Annotated in this window: 22 protein-coding genes; 10 read left to right on the top strand and 12 right to left on the bottom strand. The window is 60.2% G+C overall.

Annotation, left to right across the window (positions count from 1 at the left end):
• Nucleotides 1–10: 10 nt before the first annotated feature.
• The 4 genes from CLU84_RS21130 to CLU84_RS21145 are packed head-to-tail and all read right to left on the bottom strand — an operon-like array spanning nt 11 to nt 2,140.
• On the bottom strand, nt 11–244 hold the full coding sequence (locus tag CLU84_RS21130; protein ID WP_099740097.1) for an ATP-binding protein: 234 nt from the start codon (nt 242–244) through the stop codon (nt 11–13).
• A 57-nt stretch (nt 245–301) separates the two neighbouring features.
• On the bottom strand, nt 302–1,006 hold the full coding sequence (locus CLU84_RS21135; RefSeq protein ID WP_233210328.1) for an HNH endonuclease: 705 nt from the start codon (nt 1,004–1,006) through the stop codon (nt 302–304).
• Nucleotides 1,007–1,023: 17 nt separating this feature from the next.
• A complete protein-coding gene (locus CLU84_RS21140) occupies nt 1,024–1,437 on the bottom strand; it encodes a VOC family protein (RefSeq protein WP_099739937.1) in 414 nt (137 codons plus the stop codon).
• A gap of 43 nt (nt 1,438–1,480) precedes the next feature.
• A complete protein-coding gene (locus CLU84_RS21145) occupies nt 1,481–2,140 on the bottom strand; it encodes a glutathione S-transferase (protein WP_099739938.1) in 660 nt (219 codons plus the stop codon).
• 102 nt (nt 2,141–2,242) lie between these two features.
• Here CLU84_RS21145 and CLU84_RS21150 point away from each other — a divergent pair, with 102 nt between their 5' ends.
• From CLU84_RS21150 to CLU84_RS21165, 4 genes are all read left to right on the top strand, one after another.
• Complete coding sequence (locus tag CLU84_RS21150) at nt 2,243–2,668, top strand: DUF2946 family protein (protein WP_233210329.1); 426 nt, start codon at nt 2,243–2,245, stop codon at nt 2,666–2,668.
• A 31-nt stretch (nt 2,669–2,699) separates the two neighbouring features.
• On the top strand, nt 2,700–3,221 hold the full coding sequence (locus CLU84_RS21155; protein ID WP_099740100.1) for a copper chaperone PCu(A)C: 522 nt from the start codon (nt 2,700–2,702) through the stop codon (nt 3,219–3,221).
• A gap of 125 nt (nt 3,222–3,346) precedes the next feature.
• Nucleotides 3,347–4,273, top strand: a complete 927-nt coding sequence (locus CLU84_RS21160; protein WP_099739939.1) for a PhaM family polyhydroxyalkanoate granule multifunctional regulatory protein — start codon at nt 3,347–3,349, stop codon at nt 4,271–4,273.
• A gap of 70 nt (nt 4,274–4,343) precedes the next feature.
• Nucleotides 4,344–5,612 carry an FIST N-terminal domain-containing protein gene (locus CLU84_RS21165; protein WP_099739940.1) on the top strand — a complete coding sequence of 423 codons (1,269 nt, stop codon included), beginning with the start codon at nt 4,344–4,346 and terminating at the stop codon, nt 5,610–5,612.
• Nucleotides 5,613–5,779: 167 nt separating this feature from the next.
• Here CLU84_RS21165 and CLU84_RS21170 read toward each other — a convergent pair whose 3' ends face one another.
• From CLU84_RS21170 to CLU84_RS21190, 5 genes are all read right to left on the bottom strand, one after another.
• Nucleotides 5,780–6,946, bottom strand: a complete 1,167-nt coding sequence (locus tag CLU84_RS21170; RefSeq protein WP_099739941.1) for a peroxidase-related enzyme — start codon at nt 6,944–6,946, stop codon at nt 5,780–5,782.
• A 14-nt stretch (nt 6,947–6,960) separates the two neighbouring features.
• Nucleotides 6,961–8,424: an NAD(P)-binding domain-containing protein gene (locus CLU84_RS21175; RefSeq protein ID WP_099739942.1), complete on the bottom strand. Its 1,464-nt coding sequence runs from the start codon at nt 8,422–8,424 to the stop codon at nt 6,961–6,963.
• Between the two features lie 208 nt (nt 8,425–8,632).
• On the bottom strand, nt 8,633–9,649 hold the full coding sequence (locus tag CLU84_RS21180) for a tripartite tricarboxylate transporter substrate binding protein (protein WP_099739943.1): 1,017 nt from the start codon (nt 9,647–9,649) through the stop codon (nt 8,633–8,635).
• A gap of 198 nt (nt 9,650–9,847) precedes the next feature.
• The gene (locus CLU84_RS21185) at nt 9,848–10,252 is read right to left on the bottom strand and encodes a YXWGXW repeat-containing protein (RefSeq protein ID WP_099740101.1); all 405 of its coding nucleotides are present in this window, start codon (nt 10,250–10,252) and stop codon (nt 9,848–9,850) included.
• Nucleotides 10,253–10,458: 206 nt separating this feature from the next.
• Entirely contained in the window at nt 10,459–11,190 is a 732-nt protein-coding gene (locus tag CLU84_RS21190; protein ID WP_099739944.1) for a helix-turn-helix transcriptional regulator, read from the bottom strand.
• Between the two features lie 117 nt (nt 11,191–11,307).
• Between CLU84_RS21190 and CLU84_RS21195 the strand changes: the two genes are divergently transcribed.
• Both CLU84_RS21195 and CLU84_RS21200 read left to right on the top strand, forming a co-directional pair.
• Complete coding sequence (locus CLU84_RS21195) at nt 11,308–12,114, top strand: hypothetical protein (protein WP_099739945.1); 807 nt, start codon at nt 11,308–11,310, stop codon at nt 12,112–12,114.
• Between the two features lie 113 nt (nt 12,115–12,227).
• A complete protein-coding gene (locus CLU84_RS21200) occupies nt 12,228–14,195 on the top strand; it encodes an MFS transporter (RefSeq protein WP_099739946.1) in 1,968 nt (655 codons plus the stop codon).
• Nucleotides 14,196–14,207: 12 nt separating this feature from the next.
• Here CLU84_RS21200 and CLU84_RS21205 read toward each other — a convergent pair whose 3' ends face one another.
• On the bottom strand, nt 14,208–14,978 hold the full coding sequence (locus tag CLU84_RS21205) for a DUF3047 domain-containing protein (protein WP_099739947.1): 771 nt from the start codon (nt 14,976–14,978) through the stop codon (nt 14,208–14,210).
• 229 nt (nt 14,979–15,207) lie between these two features.
• Between CLU84_RS21205 and CLU84_RS21210 the strand changes: the two genes are divergently transcribed.
• From CLU84_RS21210 to CLU84_RS21220, 3 genes are all read left to right on the top strand, one after another.
• A complete protein-coding gene (locus CLU84_RS21210; protein ID WP_199173815.1) occupies nt 15,208–15,672 on the top strand; it encodes a hypothetical protein in 465 nt (154 codons plus the stop codon).
• Between the two features lie 22 nt (nt 15,673–15,694).
• Complete coding sequence (locus CLU84_RS21215) at nt 15,695–16,552, top strand: DUF2145 domain-containing protein (protein WP_099739949.1); 858 nt, start codon at nt 15,695–15,697, stop codon at nt 16,550–16,552.
• Between the two features lie 71 nt (nt 16,553–16,623).
• Nucleotides 16,624–17,748 carry a serine endopeptidase gene (locus CLU84_RS21220; protein WP_233210330.1) on the top strand — a complete coding sequence of 375 codons (1,125 nt, stop codon included), beginning with the start codon at nt 16,624–16,626 and terminating at the stop codon, nt 17,746–17,748.
• A 21-nt stretch (nt 17,749–17,769) separates the two neighbouring features.
• On the opposite strand, the gene CLU84_RS21225 is transcribed toward CLU84_RS21220, so the two are convergent.
• Entirely contained in the window at nt 17,770–19,197 is a 1,428-nt protein-coding gene (locus CLU84_RS21225) for a sensor domain-containing diguanylate cyclase (RefSeq protein WP_099739950.1), read from the bottom strand.
• A gap of 291 nt (nt 19,198–19,488) precedes the next feature.
• Nucleotides 19,489–20,661: a tRNA guanosine(34) transglycosylase Tgt gene (gene tgt / locus CLU84_RS21230; protein WP_099739951.1), complete on the bottom strand. Its 1,173-nt coding sequence runs from the start codon at nt 20,659–20,661 to the stop codon at nt 19,489–19,491.
• 121 nt (nt 20,662–20,782) lie between these two features.
• On the opposite strand from tgt, the gene CLU84_RS21235 reads away from it, so the two are divergent.
• Nucleotides 20,783–21,259 carry a universal stress protein gene (locus CLU84_RS21235; RefSeq protein ID WP_099739952.1) on the top strand — a complete coding sequence of 159 codons (477 nt, stop codon included), beginning with the start codon at nt 20,783–20,785 and terminating at the stop codon, nt 21,257–21,259.
• Nucleotides 21,260–21,309: the final 50 nt, after the last annotated feature.

The following is a 21,309-nucleotide window of genomic DNA, read 5'->3' on the forward strand; positions in this document are numbered from 1 at the left end:
TTTCTGCCCGCTACAGCTTGATGATTTTCACCATCTGAATGGCATCAAACGGGCAGCGTACGGCACGCAGCGCGCAACCTGTGCAGCCTGGTTCATCGTGCAGGGTGGACCGCTTGGGGCCGAAGCCGGTAGGCGTTTGAGTCTGCAGCGACAGCACATGCGGCGGGCATACGCCTATGCACCAGCCGCAACCCGTGCAGCGCTGCGGATCAATGTCTGGAAGTGCCTTGCGGGGAGCGGCCATGGGTTTCAGCGCTTGCGTGAGGGTTTGTTCCTGCGCATGTGCTTGCTGCAAGCTTTGTCATTTTGAGAGAAAGACTTTGGCGCGGTGATGTGCCATATATGACTGGTGGGCATCTTGCAGCGGTACTTTCATGTCCGCAGAGATACCAAGCTTTTCAGGCTCCATGAGCAGCGGTGAGATCAAGATCAAGCCATCAGGTTTGAAAGAAATCAACCCGCGGTCAAATGCGCGATCAAGGTTCGGTATCAACAGAAGGCCGTTGAAGGGGTCAAGGCGCTCCCCATTAGAGGAGGTGTTCCAAGGCTTGATATGCGAGGCAACAAGCATTCGCAGCTCTGTGTACTGAGTGACCGCGCAGGCTTTCCAGTGAAGTATGAGTTTTTGCCTAAACTTGCCTTGGCCGATACGGGCGTTGACCAGCTCTAGCTTTTCCGTCGGACTGATGTTGGGATCGCTTAAAACGACGGCGATATCAGTTTCGACATTCTGTTGTAAGACCTCGTGCAGGAAGTTGGCATACTTTTCTAAAGCGCTGGCGTACATGCCGTGTCCACGTTGATTGCGCTCTTGAAAAATAGGCAGTTTCACGATTTTTTCGTGTGCTGCCTTGTAATCTGCAGCGGACTCCATCGCAATCAATGGTCTTTGCAGTACTCCACTGCGCAAGCCCCAATCGGTTAGCGGACCCGTGACTGCTCCAGCATACTTTTCTGCCGTTGATGTGGAGAGCCCTTGGCTCAGCATCCAAGCTTTGAAGTTCATTGTGTGCGCAAATGTACTCAGTGCTCGTACACCGCTTCCCAGTTTGCAAAGCCCTTGACCTCAATCGGATTGCCGCTGGGGTCGGTAAAGAACATGGTCCATTGCTCGCCCGGATCACCCTCAAAGCGAACCTGCGGCGCCAGAATGAATTCGGTGTTGGCGGCCTTCAGGCGCTCGGCCAGTGCCAGCCAGTCGGGCTTGAGCAGAATCACGCCCAGGTGGGGCATGGGCACCATGTGGTTGCCGACCTTGCCGGTGTTGGCCACGGCGAAGGGCTGGCCCAGGTGCAGGGAGATCTGGTGACCGAAGAAGTCGAAATCGACCCAGGTGTCGGTGCTGCGGCCTTCGCGGCAGCCGAGGATGCCGCCGTAGAAGCGGCGGGCCTCGTCCAGGTCGGTGACGTGATAGGCGAGATGAAACAGGCTTTGCATAATGCTTGCAAGCGTAGCATTGCCTGCTTCAGATTCTCGGCAATCAGCGTGCCGACTGTGCCTTGACGCGCTCCATCAGCTCGATCGTGTTGGCTTTGCGATCGGCGTTGACTTTTTGCACCGTGGGGCGTTCGCTCATACGGGCCAGGTAGTCGGCTACAGGCAGCTCGGCCAGCAGGTCGGTGCCGCCCATGATTTTGCTGGCGTTGCTGATGAGGGGCAGGTGCACGATGGCGCTGCAGTCGGCAATGCTGAAGGTGTCGCCAGCGATAAAGGGCGTATCAAAGCGGGCCAGCTGGGCAAATCCGGCAATGTTCTTTTTCAGCTGTTCCAGCGTCTTGTCGCGCGTGGCATCACTGATCTTGCCGCCGAAGAAGGCCTGCGGGTAGAGGTTGCGGGCGACAAGCTCCAGGTGCAGGTTCAGGTACACGCTCAGTTCGCGCACCTTGGCGGCGGCAAAGGGGTCTGCGGGTATCAGCGGCACGTTGGAGGACAGTGTCTCCACATATTCAATGATGGCATCGGATTCGCTGATGGCTCCATGTTGGGTGCGCAGATATGGCACCTTGCCCAGCGGCGATTCAGCGGGGTTGGTCTTGCCCAGCCAGGCCAGTTCTTCGGCAAAGGGAATCTGCTTTTCCATCAAGGCCAGCTTGACTTTGTTGTAGTAGTTGCTGGCCGAAAAGCCGCAGAGAGTCAGCATGCTTGTCTCCTGAAATAGGTGGTTGGAAGCCTCATGGTAGAGGCAAGTGCCGCCAGACTAGCGTCACCAAGCGGATACCGGGACGGCTTCTACAATCGCAGCATGCATTGGCGCACCTCCCATCATCCGCAGAACGCTGCGGGGCCGCTCACCCGCTGGGTGCTGGCGGCTTGGCTGTGCGTGCTGCTGACCAGTGTGGCGGCACCGTTTGCCAGAACCGCGCCGCCGGCGGGCTGGGAGGCGCTATGCAGCGCCACAGGTGCCACGCACTGGGTTCCCAGCCCTGCCAGCGACGAAGCATCGGCCTTGCCGCATGGTCTCGATTGCGCGCTGTGCCTGCCGCTGCTGGCCCCGCCACCTGCGCGCCAGCAGCGTCTGAGCTGGCTCGGTGCGAGCTTGACTGCGCCGCAGTGGGCGCCAGCCGTCAGCCGGGTCTTTGTCCGCCTTTTGCCGCCCGTGCGTGCACCGCCGTTTGAAACTCTCAGAACCATAGCTTCAAGCGCTTTATTGATAAGCGCTGAGGCCTGATTTGATCTTGAATTTGAATGGAGAAGATTTCATGAATATGCGTCGTTTTACCGTGCTGGCTCTGGGTTCCCTCGTGGGTTCGTTGATGGTTTCCGGGGCGGCCATCGCCCATGCCGATGCCGCCCATGTCAAGGCTGACAACGTCTGGGCTCGCGCCAGCGTGCAGGGGCAGCAGGCTTCGGGTGTCTTCATGCGGCTGACGGCCGAAGAGCCGCTCAAGCTGGTGGGTGTGGAAACGCCTGCCGCCGCTGTGGCCGAGGTGCATGAGATGAAGATGGACGGCGATGTGATGCGCATGCGTGCCATTGAGGCTCTGGAATTGCCCAAGGGCGTGGCGGTGGACCTCAAGCCCGGTGGCTACCACCTGATGCTGCAGCAGCTGAAGGCGCCGCTGGTCAAAGATACGCAAGTGCCCATCACGCTGGTGTTCAAAGATGCCAAGGGCGCTGTCTCACGCCTGAGCCTGCAGGTGCCGGTGCGCATGGCCGCACCAGCCGGTGCTGCGGGCGCTGGTGGGCATTCGCACGCCGGGCATGGTGACCATCAGCATTGATGTCTGGATTGGGGAGCAGCCTGCTCCTTTGTTTGCAGCAAACAGTGCAAGTGCAGTAAGCTAGTCCCGTATCCAGAGCGGTCTGGATACGGAGACTGGTACCCATCCCTGCAGTGGAGAGCACTATGAGCGGCGACGCATCGGCATTTGGTTTTGGCAAGTTCATTCCTGGCTTTGATTTTCTGCAGGGGCTGGCGCAAAGCGCTGGCACTGCATCCAGTCCCATGGGCCGCGTGCCGCAATGGGTGGCTCCCACCGTGAGCGTGGAAGAGGTGGACAAACGCATTGCCGAGCTGAAAGCGGTGCAGTTCTGGCTTGAGCAAAACGGCCGTGCGCTCAATGCCACCATCCAGGCGCTGGAAGTCCAGCGCATGACGCTTTCCACCCTGAAGGACATGAACGTCAGCATGAGCGAGCTGGCCAAGTCCTTTCCCTTCCCGGGCGCGGCGGCTGCTGAGGCCGCTAAGACCGCCAGCGCAACCAGCCATGGCGGCTGGCCCATGTGGGGCGGTAGCGCCAAGGCAGAGCCAGAGCCCGCCCCCAAGGTCGAGCCGCAGCCCGAACCTGAACCTCAGGCCACACCGCAATATGAACAAAAGGCACAGACCGCTGATGAGCCAGCCAGCGGCCAGACTGAAAAAGCCTCTCAGGCTGCCATTGGTCAGGCCATGCAATGGTGGGGTGCGCTGACGCAGCAGTTTCAGCAGATCGCCGCCAAGGCCATGGCCGAGCCTGTGGCGCCCCAGACCATGGCCGCCGCACAGCGCGCGACCGAGGCGGCCAGCGGCTTTGCCAAGACCGCCATGGACAAGGTAATGGCGCAGGCCAGCCAGTTTGGCGCGGGCGCTGCAACAGCTTCAGCAGGTGGCGCAGAGGCTGCCGCCAAGCCAGATGTCGCAGCTGCGAAAAAACCGGCAACCAAGAGCGCTGCGCGTAAAACAACGGCCGCAGCCCCGGTGGCTAAAAAGACGGCCACCAAAACAGCTGCATCCAAGAGCTCCGCAGCCAAAAAAACGGCAGCAAAAGCCTCTGCATCACCGCGTAAGTCTTGACCCGTTAAAGGCCAAGAGGGGTGAAAATCGTGGTGCCAGCGCATCCACGCCAGCAAGGACAGGAGGGCTTATGTCATTGTTTCCCGTCGGTCATGCCAGTGACCCGAACTGGCGCTCTGCCGTAGAGCAAGTCGTGCAGCAGCTGCGTGGCCAGTTGTTGCGCCTGTCGCCTCAGCAAAAGCAGCAGCCTTACCGGCTGGGGCTGGCGTATGTTTCGCAAAAGCTGGCGCCTCACGCCCAGCAGTTGCTGGCGCTGCTGGCACGCGAGTTGCCGCAGGTCACGGACTGGGCGGGTGGTTCGGGCCACGCGGTGCTGGCCATGGAGCATGAATACACCGAGGACTCATCGCTGGCTGTCATGCTGCTGGATGTGCCTGCCGCGCATTTCCGCGTTTACTCCGGCGTGGCTCCGCTAGCCATGCTGGGAGCGGAAGCGGGGTTTGAGGCGCATTCGGCGCTGGTGCATTCCAGCATCGACCAGACCGATCTGGCCGAGCTGCTGCTTGAGCTGTCTGAGCGTACGACCTCAGGCAATTTGTTTGGCGCATTGGGTGCAGAAGATGGTGTGCAGTTCGCCTGCCGTGCCGAAGACCTGCCGCGCCTGCGTGCAGAAGCGGCAGCAGGCGTCTTTCATGCAGGCTTCTCTGGCGTGGCTTTTGATAGCGATGTGGGCTGCTTTTCGCGCATGGCGCAGGGCTGCGCACCACTGGGTGCCGGAATCGAGATTACAGAGGCCAGGGGCCCGATGCTGCTGGAGCTGGAGGGCGAACCCGCCCTGCCGCGCTTGCTGCAATTGTTGGATGTCGAAGCTCGCTCCAGCGCTGGTGGTGGCTGGCAGGCGGCGTTGTCAGAGCTGCGCAAAACGCTGGCCGCTATTGCCCCGCTGGGGCGAGGGCTGGAGCGCGGCGCGCTGACCGATGAGGCCCAAGTGTTGCATATCGTGGGGCTGGATCCGGTACGCCAGGGGGTGGCGCTGTCCGCATCGGTAGAGTCGGATAACACGGTGATCTTCTGCCAGCGCCAGCGCCATGCGGCCCGCCACGAACTGATGCAGATGGGCGCGGCCCTGAAAGATGCACTGCAACCCGATTTTGCCGATGCCGGCCCCGAAACTGTGACCGAGCAGCAAGCGCCGCTGCACATACGCGGCGCGATTTACATGAGCAGCAAAGGCCGAGGCAGTGAGTTGTTTGGTAGCGACGATGCCGAGCTGAAACTGCTGCGCCACGCACTAGGCCCCGTGCCGTTGATTGGCCTGGTGACAGAGGCGCAACTGATGGATGCGCGTGTGCATCAACTGGCTGGAGTGCTAACGGTATTTACCGGAAAGCAGCCTTGAATTTGATAGCTGATAGTGCTCGATTTCAAAGAGTTTCAGCGCATATTTGCCATTAACTCAAGGCTTTAAAAGGGCAAGCAGCTATCAAAAAAGAAAGCGTCAGCTAAAAACTGGCGCCCTCCAAGCAAGGGACAGCGCGTAGAGCGAGGGGGAGGCGGCAAAGCCGCTCAGGCGGAGATGTAAATCTCTACGCCCAGGTTCAGCATCAAACGGTTAGCCCAGCCAAACAGCGCTGCCGAGTGCAGCATGTCCAGAATTTCCAGATCGCTCAGACCCGCATCGCGCAGCGGCTGTACGTTCTGTACGCCAAAGCTGCCGGGCGCACGGGTCAGCACCAGTGACGACTGAATGATGGCGCGCTCGCGGGCGTTGGTGCCAGCGGTGTCGGGGTCGTCAAACATCTGAGCCATCACATCATTGCGCTTGGCCAGCTGCTCAAAGCGTTGAGCGTGGACAGATGCGCAATACACGCAGCCGTTGGAGCGCGAAACGGCAGTAGCCGCCACTTCGCGTTCGGCGCGCGAAAGGCCGCCGGGCGCATACATGATGGCGTTGAAGGCCTTTGAGCGCTCCAGCAGCACCTGTGGCTGGCGGGCCAGCAGCAGGTAAAAGTCCATGGTCTTGGCCTTGGGGTGGCTGACCTCCAGCACATGCTGCTGCTCGGGCGTGGCGGTGTCGGGGGTGAGCACTTCCAGCCAGGCCTTCCAGTCCAGCGTTTCGCTGGTAAAGCCGTTGCGGCGCAGCGGCTCGCCAGGGGGCGGCAGATTGGCAGGGTGCACAAAGGGTGCTGCGGCTGCGGGTTCGGCTGCAGGGGTATCGGCCACACCACCCATATCGCTCATGGCTTTGACGCCGACCAGCAAGCGGACCTGATAGGCCACAAAGCCAATCAGCTGAGCCAGCAGCACGGTGTCGTTGAGTGACAGGCCTGCGGCAGGAATGGCCAGCAGCGCGGCCTGATCGCTTTCGGCGGGGTTCAGGGCCAGCGTGCGCACAAAGTGCAGCATGGCATCCATGCGGGCGTTGCCGGTCCGGGCACCTTGCTGGTCGAGGATGGTGCGCAGCTCGGGGGAGATGGCATCGCTCAGCGCCTCGGCACGGGCGCGGTAGTCGGCTTCCAGCGCGGCCACGCCGCTGACGCGGGCTTGCTCTGCGGCCAGCACCAGACGCTCGGCTTGGGTCAGTACGCTGTCCAGCTGATTGCCCAGCAGCAGGTCTTCGCAGGCCTGCGTGGCCAGAGCCACTTTTTCGCGTTCGTGGCGGGTGGTGAAGCTGGGGTTGCCTTGGGCAAGGCCAGCCAGACGGTCGATCGTGTCTGTGGTGGTGTCTGTCATGTGCGGTCTCTTATTTATTGTTGAAGTTGGCGAATGCGCGCGGCGCTGTCGGCGGCAGTCCATTCGGTGCCGTCCAGCTCGGGCTCTGCATAAGCTTGCAGCTTGGCAAAGTGCTGCTCAATATCGTCGCGGTAGATAACGGAGGCCAGACCCTGGGCCAGCTTGCGCGCGCCATCGCTGATGGCGGGAATATCGCCAGACACCGTGCCGTGCGAGAGCGCAGCGGGGTAGCAGAAGCAGTGAATGTGGTCGAGACCGGGCAGTTCGCCCTGAAACTCGAACAGCGCACCCAGATCGGGTGAGGCCGACAGCTCGGCATCTTCGTCCCCTGCTTCGGGGGTGAAGCGGCTATTCCACAGCTTTACATGCGGGGCGATGTCGGAAAACTCGGGACGCAGCTTCCAGTCCACGGCAAAGCCGGTGGAGATGATGAGAAAGTCCAGCACAAACACGCCGCTGCTTGTCTGCACATGCAGCTTGCTGCCCACTTGCTCAACGCCTTGCACGGCTGTGCCCAAGTTGAAGAAGGCATTGCTGTGGCGCGAGACGCGCAGCGTGCTGCCGTGGGGCGGCGGCACTTGCTGGGCGTTGATGTAGTGGCGAATGCGCCATTTCCACACATCGGGCAGCAGGTACTGGCCGTGAGTCAGGCCGGGCACGCCGGAGCCTTTGGATTTGTTGATTTGCGGCAGCTGGCTGCGGCGAATCAGCATGTCAACGCTGGTTGCACCGCTCTCAAGCGCCGTCGCAGCACTGTCCATGGCCGATGCACCGGCACCCACCACGCCCACATGCTTGCCGGCCAGCGTGGCGTAGTCCATCTCGTCGGATGAATGCGCCCAGAACTGTTTGTTCACACCCCGCATAAAGGCGGGAATGGTGGCTCCGCCCAGACCATCGCGGCCGGTGGCCAGCACGAGGCGGCGGGCTTGCCAGGTGGCGACGACGTTGTTGGCCTTGACATCGACTTCCACCACGCCATCGGCTTGCGGGCGCACGGCGACGACTGGGTGGCCGTTGCGTACATCGGCATTCGTCACGCGGCGGTACCAGCGGAGGTAGTCCATCCACTGCAGGCGGGGAATCTTGTCCAGCGCCGTCCATGCATCCCTGCCGAACTGGGCGACGAACCACGCGCGGAAGGACAGGGATGGAATGCCCATGGCCGGACCTGTCAGCTCCTTGGGTGAGCGCAGCGTCTCCATGCGCGCTGTGGTGGCCCACGGGCCTTCAAAGTCCAGAGGGGATTTGTCCAGCAGCACCGGCTTGATACCGACTTGCTGCAGCGCCATGCTGAGAGCCAGCCCGGCTTGCCCTGCGCCAATGACGATCACGTCATGCACGGGGCGGTCATTGCGGGTGGCGGGAGAAATCCAGGCCTTTGCAGGCCAGCCCAGCGTGAGCAGATCATCGCGCAGGCGTTCTTCCAGCGCTGCAAGTCCCGCAGCGGAGGCCGCCGTAGAAGGAGAAATTGACATAGCTAAAACCCAAAAGCGCCTGCGGCTTGGGGCAGCAGGCGCATCAAACGAATACCAAGAAATTAACACCGAAACAAACTGTACCTAAAACTGTTTCGGCTTAAAACTGGCGCACTACAAGCCAGAGCACCGAGCAAGAGCCGCCTCGCGGCGAAGGTGAGGTCCCCTCCCGTAGAGAGATGGAAGGCGCGCAGCGCCTCAGGGAGTCTTAATCAATCGTTATTTTGGCGTCCTTGACGACCTTGGCCCACTTGATGCGGTCGTCGTGCACGGTCTTCTTGAACTGTTCGGGCGTTTCCTCGCGGATGGTGTTGCCCTGAGAGACAAAGCGCTCGCGCACTTCGGGCTGGCTCAGCACATCGTTGATGGCATGGTTGAGCTTTTTGATGATGACCGGGTCTGTGCCCTTGGGCGCGAAGATGCCGAACCAGATGGAGCTGTTAAAGCCCTTGGTGCCGGGCAGACCGCTGGCGGCAATGGTGGGCACTTCCTTGACGGCTTCCACGGGCTTGGCCGTGGTCACGCCCAACAGACGGACCTTGCCAGCCTTGTAGTGGCTCAGCACGGTCTGCACCTGATTCATGATGCAGCAGGTCTCGCCGCGCAGCACGGAGGTAATGGCTTCGGGGCCGCCCTTGTAGGGCACATGCACCATGTTCAGGCCCAGGCGGGAGTTGAACTCGGCAAACGCCATATGCGTGCCTGCGCCGTTGCCGGTAGAGGCGTAGTTGTACTTGCCGGGGTTGGCCTTGATCTCGTCAACAAACTCTTTGAGGTTCTTGACGTTGATGACATTGGGGTTGATGGTCAGCACGTTGGCCACGTCCACCAGCGGGGCGACGGGCACAAAGTCGGCTTCCACATCAAAGGGCAGCTTTTTGTACAGCGATGCATTGCTGCCGTGAGTGGCGGCGGTGCCGAAGTAGATGGTGTAGCCATCTGGCTTGGCGCGGGCCACGTACTCGCTGCCGATATTGCCGGCAGCGCCGGTCTTGTAGTCAATGATGATGGGCTGGCCCAGCAGCTTGCCCAGCGGCTCTTGCGCCACGCGGCCAATCACGTCCACACCCGAGCCGGCGTTAAAGCCCATGATCATGGTGATGGGCTGGTGCGGATAGTTTGCTGCGCCGTGGTCTGCCGCTTGGCTGGCCAGAGGAATCAGGGCGCAGGCGGCAGCGGTTGCCAGAACGCGAGAAGCAGTAAAAGAGCGAGGCAGCAAGCGCATGGTGAGTGATGACCAAATGAACGATGGAATGCGCTTATTGTGAATGTTGTTTAATGCCTCGCCTGTATATGCTTATGCGGCATGAAGCCTGTGTGGGTAAACGAAAAAAAGCCTGTACCAAGGCGGTACAGGCCTTAAATCCGCTGACACCAGATGACTCGAATCCGGGGGCATCAGCAGAGGAGGGATGGAGCCAATTTAGCGGCGATGAGGGTTGTTGGGGTTGCGGTCATGGCGGTTGGGCACGCCGTCGCCATCACGGTCCCAGCGGCTGCCCTGGTAATCCCAGCGGTTGCCGTGATGCTTCCAGGTCGGCTGGCGGTACACATAGCCGGGGCGTGATTGCACCCAGTGGCCTGCACGCCAGACATGGCGGTGGCCGCGTGGCTCCCAGTAACCGGGTGCCCAGACATAACCGCGGCGGGGTGCGGGAACGGCTTCATAGCGGGGAGCGGGCGGTGCATTGAATTGCACGTTGACATAAGAGCCCTGGCTGGCAGGAGCCCAGTGAGGGCTCTGGGCCTGTGCCGTGCCGACCAGACCCAGCAGGGCCATTGCGCCGGCGCCTAGGATGGTTTGAACAGTGGTGTGAATTGACAGCATGCTTGCCTCCTTCATGGGTAGTTGGGGTGCCGGTTCAGGCATCCCTTGTGCTCAATGATGGAAGGCCAGCGTCAAGCGCCGGTTGCCGCTGTGCGAAGTCTTGCAATCTTGTGTGTCTGCTCGGTGAAGTTTGTATGTAATTGGCCTTAAGCGCTTTGTTTGTAAGCGCTGGTAGCTATGAAATCAGTAGTTTTTGCGTCTGCTGCTTAGCGGCGCAGCGTGGCAAAGGCGGGCAGCTCCCATTTGCGCATGCCCAGCACCAGCGTGTAGCCATCCAGCTTGTTGGGCCCAAGGCGCTGGTCTTGCAGGTGCTGCTGAGAGAAGTCCTGACCGATGCGCTGTATGCGCTCCACAAATGCGGGGGCGTTGCCGGGGGTGATGGAGCCGTGTACCAGCAGCATGGTTTCGTCCTCGCCCGCAAACTGGCCGCCAAAGTAGTCGAGCACGGCGTTTTCGCGGAAGAAGTCCATCACGGGGCCATTGGTCTGCCAGCGGAAGGTCTTGGCCAGGCGCAGCTTGTAGCGGTTGCCGGGGCGCAGCTCGATGATGCCGATGCGGTCCAACTGCGCCAGGTAGCCAATGCCTTCGGGCTCGCTGATGCGGTAGGTGGCGATGATCTGCTCCAGCGTCCACTGGCTGAGCACGCAGATGGCGGTTAGCAGCAGCTTGCGATCGGCCACTACGGCAATCTCCTGCTCACGCGTGATTTGCTGCAGCAGCGGACGGCTGTCGGCCACGCTGCGCGCCAGATCGGCAAAGTCCAGATGCAGGGCGCGGCAGATTTCATCGATGCGAGAGAGCGGCATATCGCCCTTGGCCAGCATGCGCTTGACGCTGGACTCGGCCATGTCGATGGCCTTGGCCAGATCGGCATAGGTCATCTGGGCGGCCTTGAGTTCCTTTTTGATGGCGGTAACGAGGTCAGCAGTCGTGCTCATAGTATCGATTGGTAGTACTGCTGGTGCAGCGGTGTAGGGCGAGTGTAGAAGATTGATGCCGTTTGGGGGACTGATTTTCATACTGCGCGGCAGTCAACACGAACAAGGAGCCGCGCCATGCGCCTGCACCCCTCAACCGCCGCCGTGGTGGAGATCACCGCCTCTGAAGCCTCAGGCACGCTGGAGCAGCGCTTTGCGCTGTTTGGCGGCATGGCCTTTTTGCTCACGCTCGCGCTGCTCATGCCCGGCATGGCCCAGTCAGAGAGTTACCACGCGTTTGCCGATCAACGCGGCTGGGCGGGCCTGCCCCATGCGGCGGATGTACTGAGTAATCTGGGTTTTCTGGCGGCGGGGCTAGCCGGTTTTGCCGCGCTGTGGCGTGCCGACTATCAGTGTCTGAACGGCACGGCTCGCGCCCTGTGTGCGTTGTTTTTTGCGGGGCTGCTGTGCTCTAGCGCAGGCTCGGCGCTTTATCACTGGGCACCGCAGAACGCGACGCTGGTCTGGGACCGACTGGGGATGAGCGTGGCCTTTGCGGGTCTGCTGGGTCTGGCGGTGCAGACCCGGGTGGACGACATCAGCGCCCGCATCACGGCGGTGCTGATGCTGCTGGCCGCACCTATCAGTGTGGCAGTCTGGGCGCAAACTAGTAATCTCTTGCCATGGGTGCTGGTGCAGGCAGGCGGCATGCTCATTATTTTTGGGCTGGCCTTTATGGCTCCGCGCCGCAATGCGCTGCCGGTTGAGCTGGGCTGGGTGATTGGGTTATATGCCGTGGCCAAGCTGCTGGAGATGTCGGATGGCGATGTGTTTGATGTCACGGCGCACTGGGTGTCGGGCCACAGCCTCAAGCACTGGGTGGCGGCTGCAGCGGCACTGCCGGTGCTGCGTGCTTTGCACCTGTGGCGTGAGAGCATTCGTTGAGGCAATGATTTTCATAGCTGCGTGCGCATGTTCATCAAGCGCTTGCGGCATAAAACCTACAAAAAAATCTGAGCAAATAGGCACAATGCCTGCAGCGCAAAAGGGAGAGATGCATGAATTCCACGCCGACCGGTGAGCAGGCCGCCACCGCAGATCAACACTCAGACCCGCAGGCACACCCCAATCAGTTTGCCTTGCTGGGTCAGCGCCGCTTTGCGCCGTTTTTCTGGACGCAGTTTGCCGGGGCGGGCAATGACAATCTGTTCAAGTTCGCCTTCACGGTGATGGTGACCTACCAGCTCAGCGTCTCCTGGCTGCCGCCCGCCATGGCGGGGCTGGTGATTGGTGCGCTGTTCACGCTGCCGTACTTGCTGTTCTCTGCCACCTCGGGGCAACTGACCGACAAGTGGGACAAGACGCGCATGTTCCGCCTGGTCAAAAACCTTGAGATCGGCATCATGCTGATAGCAGCCTGGGGCTTTGTCGAAGCGAATGTGCCAGTACTGCTGCTGTGCGTGTTTCTGATGGGCCTGCACTCCACGTTGTTTGGCCCCGTCAAATTTGCCTATCTGCCGCAGGTGCTGAACGACCGCGAGCTGACTGGCGGCAATGGCATGGTGGAGATGGGCACTTTCGTCGCCATCTTGCTGGGGCAAGTCGCTGGTGGCTTGCTGATTGCCGTGCCTGAAGTGGGGCATATGCAGGTAGCCATAGCCTGCGTGGCCCTGGCCGTGGTGGGCCGCATCTGCGCGCAGTTCATCCCCCATGCGCCAGCCACCGATCCTGGTCTGGTCATCAACTGGAACCCCATTACCGAGACATGGCGCAACCTCAAGCTGGCGCATGGCAATGTGGTGGTGTTTCGATCGCTGCTGGGCATCAGCTGGATGTGGTTCTTTGGCGCGGTGTTTCTCTCGCAGTTCCCCAGCTTTGCCAAGGAAGTGCTGCATGGCGACGAGCATGTGGCATCGCTGCTGCTGGTGATTTTTTCGGTAGGCATCGGCATTGGTTCGCTGCTGTGCGAGGTATTCAGCCGCCGTCAGGTCGAGATTGGTCTGGTGCCATTGGGTGCGATTGGCATGAGCGTGTTTGCCATTGATTTGTACTTTGCCACCCGCGCGCTGCCGCCCTCAGAGCTGATGGGGGTGGGTGCCTTTTTTGCCCAGCATAAAAACTGGCGCGTGATGGCGGACCTGGGCATGCTGGCACTGTCTGCCGGCATTTACAGCGTGCCCATGTATGCACTGATTCAGATGCGCAGCCTGCCCACGCACCGTGCACGCATCATTGCGGCCAATAACATCCTGAACGCGCTGTTCATGATTGCCTCTGCCGTGCTGGCAGGTGGGTTGCTGGCAGCGGGCTGCACCATTCCGCAGGTGTTCCTGATGACTGGCATTGCCAATGCCATCGTGGCGCTTTATGTGTTCTTGCTGGTACCTGAATATCTGCTGCGCTTTGTGGCCTGGGTCATCACGCACTTTGTCTATCGCTTCAAGGTGCGTGGCGAGCAGAATATTCCACGTGAAGGCGCGGCCCTGCTGGTCTGCAACCATGTGAGCTTTGTCGATGCCATCTTGCTCATGGCGGCCAGCCCGCGCCCCATTCACTTTGTGATGGATCACCGAATCTTTCAGGCACCCGTGCTGGGCTGGTTGTTCAAGCTGGCTAAGGCCATTCCTATTGCGCCGCACAAGGAAGACCCGGCCACCTATGAAGCCGCGTTTGCCCGCGCTGCCGAGGTGCTGCGCGAGGGTGATTTGCTGGCCATCTTCCCAGAGGGCGGTATCACCTCCAATGGCGAGCTGCAGCCCTTCAAGGGCGGCATCATGAAGATTCTGGAACACGCCAAGGCTGAAGGTCTGGATGTGCCCATCGTCCCCATGGCACTGACCAACCTCTGGGGTTCGTACTTCAGCCGTATTGAGCTGCGCGGCGGCAAAAACGTGGCCATGGTCAAACCCATGCGCCGTGGCCTGTTCAACCGCGTGGGGCTGGAGGTGGGCGAGCCGGTGCCTGCCGCCGGTGTCACCCCCGGTTTGCTGCAGCAGCGCGTGGCCGATTTGCTGCAGCGCGGCTGATCAGGGGCTAAATCAGGGACGCAGACGGATATCACCCATGTACGCGAGTCCCTCGCTATGGGTGTTGTCCGAGTCGGCCGAGACGGTGATGCCAATCACCATGGGCATGGCCTGTGATTCATCGCCAAAGGCCTGCTGGTAATCAGCCTCAAGGTGGCGCTGTTCCGTCATCCATTGGCCCTTATGGGCGCTGCCACTTTGCAGCACGATAAAGCGCATGCGGTGGGTAAAGGCGTTATGCAACACCGTGCCCACAGGCTGCTTGTTGTCCCAGATATAGCAGAGCGTTTCGGCCGGGATGTCCTCGCCGGTACTGATCTTGCCCAGCCTCAGCTTGGAGCGTTCGCCAAAGCTCAGCTGGGATTTGTCGAAGTCGAATGACACGCACAGCTTGAGCGCGGCGTCGTCACCCGATCGGGTTTTGATATCGGCCTTGTCGATGAGTTGATCCACGCGCCAGCGCCACTGCAACTGCAGGTTGGGTGTCGGTGTCTGGTGCAAAGTGTGCACCATATTGCCGTAGGCATCATGGGTGCTGATGCGCAGCACATGCTCTCCATCCTTTTCCACCACGCTGTATTCCGTGGGGCTCTTGTTGGGGAGTGTGGCAAAGTGCCAGGGGGCACCCAAAGGGCCGATGGGCGTCTGCGAGAAAGCGGCGATGGTATCGCCCTGAGCATGGCCGATGCCCGGCAGTGCAAGCGCAGCCGAGCAAAGTGCGGCCAGATAGCTTGGCTTGAGCCAAAAACTGCGCACTGCGCATTGTCTGGAGTCCATTCGCATGATGTGCCTGATGATTTTTAAAAGTTGTGGGCGCGGGAACAAGGCAAGATGCAGTGCCGGATTCGGTCACATGGGCTGAATGCGGGAAGAAGTATCGATTGGCGATGCTGCCAGATCTGCAACACGCTTATTTTGACAAATTGGCCAGAGAATTCTGTCGGCCTAGAGATGATTCATCCGTCGCAGCAAAAAAGCGGCGACATATTGCAACAACACTCAGGAGCCCTCTGTGATCAACGCCTTGACCTTTATCCGTCCTCTTCGCAACAGCCTCTGCGCACTGGGCGCCGCCTTTGCTTTGTTGGGCGGTGGTGTGGTCCACGCCCAGAGCGAAGCCTCTCTGGTGCTGTCGGCCCTGCCTGTGGCATCGGTGGTTGCAGCGGTATCCGGTGGTGCTTCGGAGGAAATCGTGGCTATTCCCCTGTTTCTGTCGGCAGCCGGTGCATCCGTGGTGATTGAGGCGGTAGAGAGCAGCGCCACCGGCGTGACCTATGTGCTCAAAAATGTGGCGGACGGCACTTCAGCCGTGGTCAAGGTCTCGGGGCAGGCTGCCGGCGCGCTGTCGGTAGGTGTGGGTACGGTGGTGCAGACCAGTGCCACGGCTGCAGGCGTGATCTTGTCTGCCGCTGGCAAGGTGCTGGCCTTTATCCCCAATGAAATCGGCAAGTCGCTGATGCACAACGAGCGTCTGTAAACCAGCCTGAGCGGAGACTCGCATGACAGAAGAAAACACCAGCATCGTGCAGGCCATGGCCCCCATGCAGAGCACCAGCTCGCATACCTCTATCCCGCTGGTACTGGCGTTGGGAGTGGCGCTCATCGCATGGGCAGGCTCGGCAGAGGCTGGACGCAGCTGTGAAAGTCGTCCGCTGACGCCCGAGGTCATGGCCAAAGGCCTCAATCTGGCGGCGCGCACATACAAGGCGCTGGATGCCGAGTTTCAGAAAAACGGCACGCAGGTGGTGCTGCTGGCCAGGCAGGGGCAGGACTTGAGCAAATACGACCTCAAGTACTCGCACTATGGCTGGGCCTACAAAACGCCCGCAGGTCCATGGCGTGTGGCGCATAAGCTCAACGAATGCGGTACGGCGGGCGGGCATGTTTACCGGCAGGGGCTGGGTGAGTTCTTCCTTGACGATATGTGGCGTTATGAAGCCGTCATTCAGGTGCCTGTGCCTGAGGTGCAGCAGGCTTTGCTCAATTTTTTGACGGCGCCCTCAGTGCTGCGCTTGCAAACTGAGCCTTACAGCATGGTCAGCTATGCCTGGGGTATGAAGTACCAGCAGTCCAACCAGTGGGCGACAGAGACATTGGCCGCGGCTATGGATCCCAGTGCCATTCAAAACCGTGCGCAGGCGCAGGGATGGCTGCAAGCCAAGGGCTATGAGCCCAGCTCGCTCATCATCCGCGCTATTTCGCGACTGGGTGGCCGCATGACGGCCGCCAATATCGCGTTCGATGATCACCCGAATGACAAGCGCTATGCCAGCCGGATCGAGACGGTCACGGTGGATTCCGTCACCCAGTGGCTGCAGCGCACGCATATGGCTGCTGCAGTTCGTGTGGTGCAATAAATTCAAGGTAAATGGACTGCTAGCCCTTGTTTGTATTGCGTTAGCAGCTATTGATTGAGGAGTGACTGGTCATGAGTAAATCTCTGCGTTTGCCCGAAAAATGGTTTCGACGCGGCCTGTGGCTGGTAGCGCTGGCTTTTGCCTTTTTTCTGATTGGCCTTGGCGGACTGGTGGTCGGCAATTTGCCGCAACCCAATCACTCGCTGGAAGTTGAATCCTTTATTGCGCAGGCCGATGCGCAGCGGGTGCAAGCTGAAATCGACAAGGCGCAAAAGCTGTCCAGCGAGGCGTCCAAAGCGCAGGATAAGGCTCAGCTCAAATACGACGCAGAGCGCTCACGCTATCAATCGGCGCGCGAGACATTTGACAACTGGATCGCCACTCGCCGAGCTACTGAGCGCCCTGAGCAAGATGCCGAACTGATTGCACGCACCAAGGCACTGGATGAGCTCAAGCAAAGCGAGAGCAAGGCCCGCCAGGTGCTTGAGCAGGAATCGATGAAAAGTCTGGAGGCCTCGCAGGCGCTCTCGGCTGCCGAGTCTGAAATGAGCGGCCTGCGCGAGCAGGCCTATCCGCAATATCAGGCCGCTGCCCGCGCTAGCGAGCTGCGCGTTTTCCTCTTCCGTCTGGCCATTACCTTGCCCTTGCTGGTGCTGGCGGGCTGGCTGTTTGCCAAAAAGCGCAAGAGCACCTGGTGGCCGTTTGTCTGGGGCTTTATCTTTTTTGCGCTGTTTGCCTTCTTTGTCGAGCTGGTGCCTTATCTGCCCGACTACGGCGGCTATGTGCGCTACATCGTGGGGATTCTGGTCACGGTGCTGCTGGGGCGCTATGCCATCGTGGCGCTGAATCGCTACCTTGAAAAGCAAAAGCTGCAGGAAGCCTTGCCCGAAGTGCAGCGCCGCGAGGAGCTGAGCTACGACGTGGCGCTGGAGCGACTGGCCAAGAGCGTGTGTCCGGGCTGTGAGCGCCCTGTGGACCTCAAGAACACCGAAATCGACTTCTGCCCCCATTGCGGCATTGGCTTGTTTGATCACTGTGGCAACTGCCATACCCGCAAGAGCGCATTTGCCCGCTTTTGCCATAGCTGTGGCAGCTCTGCTAGCAAGATGTTTACGGATTTGACTGCGCAGCCTGTCGTTGAAACTCAGGTGAGCACTGATAGCAAACCTGGCGGTGCCGCTTCAAGGGCTGGCTGAAAGAAAGAGTGAGAGCGCGGCTTACAAGAGTCGCGCCTCGACACGATCACGGCCTGCGGCCTTGGCGTCATACAGAGCCTGATCGGCGTGCTGCAGCAGCATGTCCAGATCCTGGTGCTCTCCCGGCTTGGCGATATGCACCAGCCCAATGCTGACGGTGGCGGTGATGGCCTGGTCGCCAGAGGGCAAGCGCAGCTCTCTGGTGGCTTGATTGATGCGCTCGGCAATTTCCAGCGCTGCCTTGCTGTCCACATGGGGCAGAACCACGGCAAATTCCTCTCCGCCCATGCGGCCCACAATGTCCTGCGCGCGCAGCACCTGAGTCAGCGTGTGGCTGAAGCTGCGCAGCAACTGGTCACCACCGGCGTGGCCGTAGCTGTCGTTGATCTGCTTGAAGTGATCAAGGTCCAGCATGAGGACGGCGACGGACTGGTGGTCATGTTTGCAGCGCTCCAGAATACGCTGGCCTTGCTTCAAGAAGGCACCACGTGCCAGCATGTCCGTCAGAGAGTCGTGATTGGCAGCATGGCGTAGCTGGCGCATCAGCTCAGTGCGCGCCATGTGTGAACCGGCTACGGCCAGCGGGCCCAGCACCAGCATGCTCAGCCCCATGCGGAACGACACAGTCTCCAGAAAGTGCGCAGGCGTAAAGTCAAACGAGCCCAGCGAGATGGCCACGATCTTGCTCAGGCATAGCGCGGCGGTAATCACCGTCACGGTGAAGATTCGGTAGCTCAGCGCGCACCACAGCAGTGCGGGCAGAGAAAAAGCCAGAGCGCCAGGGCCGCCCAGCCAGTAGCTGGTGAGTTCCAGCGCAATGACCGCTAGAAACGGCATGGCGCGCAGCAGCGGATGTCGTCTGTCTGAGTCAGGACTGTTCAGCTTGCGGGTGGGCCAGCTCAGAATCATGGGCAGAAAAATCATGTAGTTCAGCCACTCTCCGCCAAACCACATCGAAAACGCCTGCAGGGGCGGAGTGTTGAAGAAGGCCGCCAGTACCGGCCCGCCAATGGCAGCAGAGGTCAGCGCGCTCAGCCCCGTGCCCATGAACAGCAGCAGAGCCGAGGACTGGCGCTGCATGAACAAGGTGGCAAAGGCCTGCTTGTGCATCAACATCCATGCAGCACCGACACCTGCCATATTGGCGAGGCTGAGCAGCACTGCAACGTCAAGGCGGCTGCCTGTGATCAGGTCGGCGGATATGTAACCGATGGCGACGGCCACAGCAGAGCCAGCACGCACCCAGTCGGGCTTTTGCAGCAACAGTCCCAGCAGCAAGGCGTTGGCCGGCCAGATGGCGGAGAGAAAACCCATGGGCCGGCCCCAGATGCCCAGCCAGGCCGCCACAAAAACCATGCCACCCAGAGAGAAGGCAGCAGTCCAAGCGCTTGTTTTTGGGGCTTCTGGCTGCGTCATGGTCTGCGGCGGAGATGAAGAGGCGTCAGTCATACAAATCCAGCGGGTGGGCTATCTGAAATCTATGGGTAAGGTCTGCATTCGGGCCTTGTGACTGGCCATGGGCACGATTTAGTTGGACGGAGTGTGACCTGTTTCAATAAAAATCATGTCGGTCTGCAGGCTTTAATGGAGCATTTGACGGTTTTATTGACGATTGATTTCAATTGGTAGCAGTAATGACGCTTAAAGCGGGTAGAAGCCTTAAGGCGAAAAAAAGCCAGAGACTTGCTCTGGCTTTTTGGAGAGTGTTGCAGCAGATAGCGGGCTGACGCCCATAAACCTTTAGACCCCGCGAGCGCGGTCTGCCTTGAATTGGGCGCGGAACTGGGCAAACGTGCCTGCGTCCAGTGCGTTGCGCACTTCCTGCATCAGGTTCAGGTAGTAATGCAGGTTGTGGATAGTGGTCAGCATGGGGCCGAGCATTTCGCCGCAGCGGTCCAGGTGGTGCAGGTAGGCGCGGCTGAAGCCTTCGCGGCCGCCATCGTTCCAGCTCACGCCGCTGGTGCCCGCGCAGGCGTGGCAGGTGCAGGTGGTGTCGATGGGCTGATGATCGGTCTTGTGGCGGGCGTTGCGCATCTTCAGATCGCCGTAGCGGGTGAAGATGGTGCCGTTGCGCGCGTTGCGGGTCGGCATCACGCAGTCAAACATGTCCACGCCATCGGCCACGCCCTGCACCAGATCTTCTGGCGTACCTACGCCCATCAGGTAGCGGGGCTTGTTGGCGGGCAGCAGGTGTGGCGTGTGGGCCATGATCTCCAGCATCTCGTCCTTGGGCTCACCCACGGAGACGCCACCGACGGCATAGCCGGGAAAGTCGAGTTCCAGCAAGCCTTGCAGCGATTCTTCACGCAGGTTGAGGAACATGCCGCCTTGCACGATACCGAACAGTGCGTTGGGGTTCTCAAGGCGCTGAAACTCTTCTTTGGAGCGCTTGGCCCAGCGGCGGCTCATCTCCATGGACTTGCGCGCTTCGGCTTCGGTGGTCTTTTTGCCGTTGGTTTCGTAGGGCGTGCATTCGTCCAGCTGCATGACGATGTCCGAATTCAGAATCGTCTGAATCTGCATGCTGACTTCGGGCGACATGAACAGCTTGTCGCCGTTGACGGGGCTCTGAAAGTGCACACCTTCTTCGGTGATCTTGCGCATGGAGCCCAGCGACCAGACCTGAAAGCCGCCCGAGTCGGTGAGGATGGGCTTGTCCCACTTCTCAAAGCCGTGCAGGCCGCCAAAGCTCTTCATGATGTCGAGGCCGGGGCGCATCCACAGGTGGAAGGTGTTGCCCAGAATGATCTGAGCGCCCATTTCTTCCAGGCTGCGCGGCATCACGCCCTTGACGGTGCCATAGGTGCCCACGGGCATGAAGATGGGGGTCTGCACCTTGCCGTGGTTGAGGGTGAGGGTGCCGCGGCGCGCATGGCTGCTCGGGTCGGTCTTGAGGAGGTCAAACTGCAACATAGCCTGCTATTTTCCCAGATGCCCGGGCGGGCTGCTGCAATAGCCGCTGCTTGCCCCAGATTCGCAACCCGTCTTTGTTGCCTGCGCCTACACTGGGGCTCACTTCGAACAGGAGAAAGCCATGCTCAAAATTATGATTGCGGTTGATGGGTCGGATGTTTCGATTGAGGCGGTACGCCAGGGCATCAAGCTTTTGAAGAATGGTCTGGATGCTCACTTTGTCATAGCTCACGTGCAAAAAGAGGCAACGCTGCTGGAGCTGGCGACGACGGACTCTGACCTGATTGCCAATGCAAGCATCGATGCAGGCATGGACTTGGTAGCACCCGCTCAGGAGTTGCTCAGAGCGGCTGGAGCCTCTTATGAAGTCGAGATCAGCCTGGGTGAAGAGGCCAACACCCTGATCGACATTGCCACGAGTACCGAGTGCGAGATGATTCTTATCGGCGCCACGGGCAAGGGAGGGCTGGGCAGCATTCTGATTGGCTCGGTCTCACGCGAGGTCGCGCGCCATAGCGGCTTGCCGGTGATGATCGTCAAAATGCCGGAAGAGCAGGATTCCTTGGAAGACGCCGGGGAAGATGAAGTCCTGATTTGATAGCTGTCTGCGCTTTATGAATAAGCGCTTGAGGCCTTTTTTGTGCTAAA

This window comes from Comamonas sp. 26 (assembly GCF_002754475.1).
In the GTDB taxonomy this organism is placed as follows: Bacteria; Pseudomonadota; Gammaproteobacteria; order Burkholderiales; family Burkholderiaceae_C; genus Comamonas.

Bases quoted from the DNA above. Each gene is read 5' to 3' on its own strand.
- CLU84_RS21130 (WP_099740097.1), bottom strand. From the start codon at position 244: ATGGCCGCTCCCCGCAAGGCACTTCCAGACATTGATCCGCAGCGCTGC.
- CLU84_RS21135 (WP_233210328.1), bottom strand. From the start codon at position 1,006: ATGAACTTCAAAGCTTGGATGCTGAGCCAAGGGCTCTCCACATCAACG.
- CLU84_RS21140 (WP_099739937.1), bottom strand. From the start codon at position 1,437: ATGCAAAGCCTGTTTCATCTCGCCTATCACGTCACCGACCTGGACGAG.
- CLU84_RS21145 (WP_099739938.1), bottom strand. From the start codon at position 2,140: ATGCTGACTCTCTGCGGCTTTTCGGCCAGCAACTACTACAACAAAGTC.
- CLU84_RS21150 (WP_233210329.1), top strand. From the start codon at position 2,243: ATGCATTGGCGCACCTCCCATCATCCGCAGAACGCTGCGGGGCCGCTC.
- CLU84_RS21155 (WP_099740100.1), top strand. From the start codon at position 2,700: ATGAATATGCGTCGTTTTACCGTGCTGGCTCTGGGTTCCCTCGTGGGT.
- CLU84_RS21160 (WP_099739939.1), top strand. From the start codon at position 3,347: ATGAGCGGCGACGCATCGGCATTTGGTTTTGGCAAGTTCATTCCTGGC.
- CLU84_RS21165 (WP_099739940.1), top strand. From the start codon at position 4,344: ATGTCATTGTTTCCCGTCGGTCATGCCAGTGACCCGAACTGGCGCTCT.
- CLU84_RS21170 (WP_099739941.1), bottom strand. From the start codon at position 6,946: ATGACAGACACCACCACAGACACGATCGACCGTCTGGCTGGCCTTGCC.
- CLU84_RS21175 (WP_099739942.1), bottom strand. From the start codon at position 8,424: ATGTCAATTTCTCCTTCTACGGCGGCCTCCGCTGCGGGACTTGCAGCG.
- CLU84_RS21180 (WP_099739943.1), bottom strand. From the start codon at position 9,649: ATGCGCTTGCTGCCTCGCTCTTTTACTGCTTCTCGCGTTCTGGCAACC.
- CLU84_RS21185 (WP_099740101.1), bottom strand. From the start codon at position 10,252: ATGCTGTCAATTCACACCACTGTTCAAACCATCCTAGGCGCCGGCGCA.
- CLU84_RS21190 (WP_099739944.1), bottom strand. From the start codon at position 11,190: ATGAGCACGACTGCTGACCTCGTTACCGCCATCAAAAAGGAACTCAAG.
- CLU84_RS21195 (WP_099739945.1), top strand. From the start codon at position 11,308: ATGCGCCTGCACCCCTCAACCGCCGCCGTGGTGGAGATCACCGCCTCT.
- CLU84_RS21200 (WP_099739946.1), top strand. From the start codon at position 12,228: ATGAATTCCACGCCGACCGGTGAGCAGGCCGCCACCGCAGATCAACAC.
- CLU84_RS21205 (WP_099739947.1), bottom strand. From the start codon at position 14,978: ATGCGAATGGACTCCAGACAATGCGCAGTGCGCAGTTTTTGGCTCAAG.
- CLU84_RS21215 (WP_099739949.1), top strand. From the start codon at position 15,695: ATGACAGAAGAAAACACCAGCATCGTGCAGGCCATGGCCCCCATGCAG.
- CLU84_RS21220 (WP_233210330.1), top strand. From the start codon at position 16,624: ATGAGTAAATCTCTGCGTTTGCCCGAAAAATGGTTTCGACGCGGCCTG.
- CLU84_RS21225 (WP_099739950.1), bottom strand. From the start codon at position 19,197: ATGACTGACGCCTCTTCATCTCCGCCGCAGACCATGACGCAGCCAGAA.
- tgt (WP_099739951.1), bottom strand. From the start codon at position 20,661: ATGTTGCAGTTTGACCTCCTCAAGACCGACCCGAGCAGCCATGCGCGC.
- CLU84_RS21235 (WP_099739952.1), top strand. From the start codon at position 20,783: ATGCTCAAAATTATGATTGCGGTTGATGGGTCGGATGTTTCGATTGAG.